This is a genomic window from Hydrogenophaga sp. (genome assembly GCF_030656115.1).
Classification (GTDB): Bacteria; Pseudomonadota; Gammaproteobacteria; order Burkholderiales; family Burkholderiaceae_C; genus Hydrogenophaga.
The window spans coordinates 1-3,569 of the sequence record NZ_JAUSOO010000023.1 but is presented as its reverse complement, the minus strand read 5'-3'; the positions used below and the strand labels follow the sequence as shown (position 1 = coordinate 3,569).

The following is a 3,569-nucleotide window of genomic DNA, read 5'->3' as shown; positions in this document are numbered from 1 at the left end:
AATTCGAGCAGAGCATTCCCTCTGTGATCGAAGCCGCCCTCGCCATGGACCCGGATGCCCTGGTCGATGCCGAGTTGTACCGCGCCGTGGCGTATGTGAGCCAGATGGCGCCCACCTATTCCCTGCGCGGCGGCACGCGCGAGATCCTGCGCGGCATGATCGCGCGCGGTCTGGGTCTGCGCTGAAAAAGAAAGCATTCCATGTTTGCACAAGCGATTGAAGATATCCTCCAGGACCAGTGCACGCCCGCCGTGGTGCGCGCGATTGAAGCGGGCGGCTCGCCGCTTAAGCTGTGGCAGGCGCTGCAAGGTGCCGGCTTCCTCGAACTGCTGGCGTCCGAGGACGCTGGCGGTGCCGGCCTCCCGCTGGCCGATCTGTTCCCGATACTGTGCAGCTTCGGCCGCTACACGGTGCCGGTGCCGGTGGCGCAGACGATTGTGGCGCGAGCGCTGCTGGGGTCGCAGTTTGCGATGCCCAGCGGCATGACTACGCTGGGCGCTGCGTTGCGGCGCGAGGCCGGTGGCGCTATCGTGTGCTCATTCACACCTTACGGCATGCTGGCGGATTTCGTGCTGGCCCAAGATGGTGATGCCTTGTTGCTGCTGCATTGCGCAGCGGCGCAGCGTGAAGCAAGCGGCGTGCACGGGAGCCTGACGGCCACCCTGCGCTGGTCCGATGCGCGCGTCGCGACGCACGTGCCCGGCGCTGGCCCGCTGCTGCCGACGTTCGCGGCGGCCTTGCACGCCGCCGTGCTCAGCGGGGCCATGACCCGTGTGTTCGAAATGACACTGAAACACTGCAATGACCGCATCCAGTTCGGCAAAACCCTGGGCAAGTTCCAGGCGGTGCAGCACCAGTTGAGCGTCATGGCCGAACATGTGGCTGCTGCCTCGATGGCAGCCGAAGCGGCCTTCCACACCGACGCTGCGGCACCGTCCCTGCTCGCCGCAGCGATGGCCAAGTCCCGCACCAGTGAGGCGGCGGTTCTGGTCGCCTCCATCGCGCATGCACTGCACGGCGCTATCGGTATTGCGGAAGAATACGACCTGCAATTGCTGACCCGGCGCCTGCACGAGTGGCGCATGGCGCATGGCTCGGAGGCGCACTGGAATGTGTTGATCGGCCAGCGCGTGCTTGCTGCCGATGTGTCCATCGTTGATTTTGTGCGGTCTGTTTAGCCGCCGCTTTTGTGCCCACGATCAGCGGCGAAGTGATCGACACCCGGGGCTTGCAACAGTTTCGGTTCATCGATCCGGCTGTTGCGCTAACGACTTGCCCCCGCCAAGCGCTTCACTGAAGAAGTCGATGAAGGTTCTCAGCTTGGGTGTCACGTACTGCCGATTCGTGTAAACCGCATACAGCGTGAAAGGGGGCACCGTGTAGGTCGGCAGCACGCGCGCGAGGCAGCCCGCGGCCAGATCGTCGTCGACCGTCCATTCGGGGAGGAACGCCATGCCCATGCCGGCGTGCATCGCGTGATAGGTGAGCGTGCTGTCGTCCGAGCGCATCACCGCATTCAGCTTGATCCGCGCCTTGCCGGCAGGTCCCTGCATTTCGAGGCCATCGAGGTTCACGTAGTTGGGTACCACGGCGCTGCACCTGACCAGATCGGAGGGTCTGCGCGGAGAGCCTTCGCGCTTCAGGTAAGCCGGGGTTGCGACCAGGTGGAACTGCACGGGACAAATCGGCCGTGCAATCAGCGCCGGGGACAGTTCGCGCGTGGCGCGCAGCGCGAGGTCGTAGCCGTCGGCGACCAGGTCGATCTTGCGGTTCTCCAGTCGCATGTCGACCAGCACCTCCGGATAGGTGTTGCGGTAGGCCGCCAGTACGCTGGCGAAATGCCGGTTTGCACACCAGACGGGCGCGCTGATTTTCAATTGTCCGCGTGGTGCCTGCGCGCTTTGCCGAAGCGCCGCTTCGGCAGCCTGCAGCGTGTCGAGCGCCTCGCGGCATTGTGCGTAGTACATCGCGCCGGCCTCCGTCAGGCTGAGCTTGCGGCTGGTCCGGTGCAGCAACCTCGCACCGAGGTCTCGTTCGAGCTGGGCGACATGCTTGCTGGCCATCGGAGCGGACATGGTGAGGCGCGCCGCGGCGCGGGAAAAGCTGCCAGCCTCGACCACTTCCCTGAAAACGCGAAGGCTGGTCAGACGATCCATTTATGGTTTCTTGTGAGGAAATGATGTGTTAATAATCCAGCTATTGATTAACCAAAATTACACATTAAGCTATTCCTCGTGGTCAGTCGGGTAGACATCCAGTCTCAAAGAGGCTGCCCATCAGCCGCGCTTTCGTTGATGCCTTCAACCAATGCCGTATCACTTCTTAATCATCCTCAGGAGCTCAACATGAGTAAGCCGCATATCGCCGCCACCACGCCGTTCGCAATCGACGTGGAAAAAGGCAAGGACTACTACTGGTGTGCCTGCGGTCTCAGCAAATCGCAGCCGTTCTGCGACGGCAGCCACAAGGGCGGCGAGTTCGTGCCGACCAACTACAGCGCCGACGAAAGCAAGACTGTCTATTTTTGCGGCTGCAAGCAAAGCAAGAACGGCGCGCTTTGCGACGGCACGCATAAAGCTCTGTAAGAGCGGACCATGCCCGTGACAACGGAGCGATTGCCGACCTACTTCATCTCACACGGCGGTGGGCCCTGGCCATACATGATGGCGCAGTCCAACGGCATGTATGACCGTCTGGCGCAGTCCCTGCGGGACATGCCGCGCCAGCTCGGCGCCCGACCGAAGGCCGTGCTCGTGATCTCCGCCCATTGGGAGGAGCGCGAGTTCATCGTGATGGCCGCCGAACGGCCTCCCATGGTTTACGACTACGCTGGCTTCCCCGAGCATACCTACCATGTCCAGTACCTGGCTCCGGGCCTGCCAGCGCTGGCCGAGCAGGCGCGGCAGTTGATCCAGAGCGCAGGGTTCTCGGCGCGGCTCGATGCCCAGCGCGGGTTCGATCACGGCAGCTTCGCGCCGCTGGTGGTGATGTACCCGCTGGCCGATGTGCCGGTCGTGCAACTGTCACTGCGCGCGGGCTATGACCCGGCAGAGCATTTGGCCGTCGGCCGTGCCCTGGCGCCGCTGCGCGAGCAGGGCGTGCTGATCGTCGGCAGCGGGCTGAGCTACGACAACATGCGCCGCATGGGGCCGTCCGCCGCAAGGCCGTCAATGCAATTCGACGACTGGCTGCAGCAGACCTTGATCACCACCGAGCCGCACCAGCGTGAGCAGCGGCTGATCGACTGGCAAGACGCGCCGGCCGCCCGCGTGGCCCATCCGCAAGAAGACCATCTGCTGCCCCTGATGATGGCGGTGGGCATGATGAAACCGTGTGCGTGTACCACGAGGAAGGCTTCTTTGGCGGCGTCACCGACTCCAGCTTCAGGTTCGGCCAGGAAGGCGGGGTCTGAGTGGCGGTGGCTTGCTGGGCCGGTAGGCGCCTGTCGCCGAGGGGTGTTTCATGTAACCCACACGGCAGGTGTGCAGCGACAAACGATGAAGTGCGAAGACGGAGAACCGCATGACAAGTTATCTCAGCCATCAGCGCCGTGGCGCTCGCCCACAAAC

At 63.6% G+C, this 3,569-nt stretch carries 3 protein-coding genes and 2 pseudogenes; 4 read left to right on the top strand and 1 reads right to left on the bottom strand.

Translation table 11 applies throughout. The annotated features are described in order from the left end of the window. Both Q7J58_RS02490 and Q7J58_RS02485 read left to right on the top strand, forming a co-directional pair. A pseudogene (locus Q7J58_RS02490) lies at nucleotides 1-185 on the top strand (acyl-CoA dehydrogenase); the annotation flags it as partial. Between the two features lie 15 nt (nucleotides 186-200). Beyond that, nucleotides 201-1,178, top strand: a complete 978-nt coding sequence (locus Q7J58_RS02485) for an acyl-CoA dehydrogenase family protein (RefSeq protein WP_304822950.1) — start codon at nucleotides 201-203, stop codon at nucleotides 1,176-1,178. Between the two features lie 66 nt (nucleotides 1,179-1,244). On the opposite strand, the gene Q7J58_RS02480 is transcribed toward Q7J58_RS02485, so the two are convergent. Continuing rightward, a complete protein-coding gene (locus tag Q7J58_RS02480; protein WP_008905403.1) occupies nucleotides 1,245-2,156 on the bottom strand; it encodes a LysR family transcriptional regulator in 912 nt (303 codons plus the stop codon). 189 nt (nucleotides 2,157-2,345) lie between these two features. Here Q7J58_RS02480 and Q7J58_RS02475 point away from each other — a divergent pair, with 189 nt between their 5' ends. Next, complete coding sequence (locus Q7J58_RS02475; protein ID WP_008905402.1) at nucleotides 2,346-2,585, top strand: CDGSH iron-sulfur domain-containing protein; 240 nt, start codon at nucleotides 2,346-2,348, stop codon at nucleotides 2,583-2,585. Between the two features lie 78 nt (nucleotides 2,586-2,663). Next, nucleotides 2,664-3,412: pseudogene (locus Q7J58_RS02470) on the top strand (class III extradiol ring-cleavage dioxygenase). Nucleotides 3,413-3,569 lie beyond the last annotated feature (157 nt).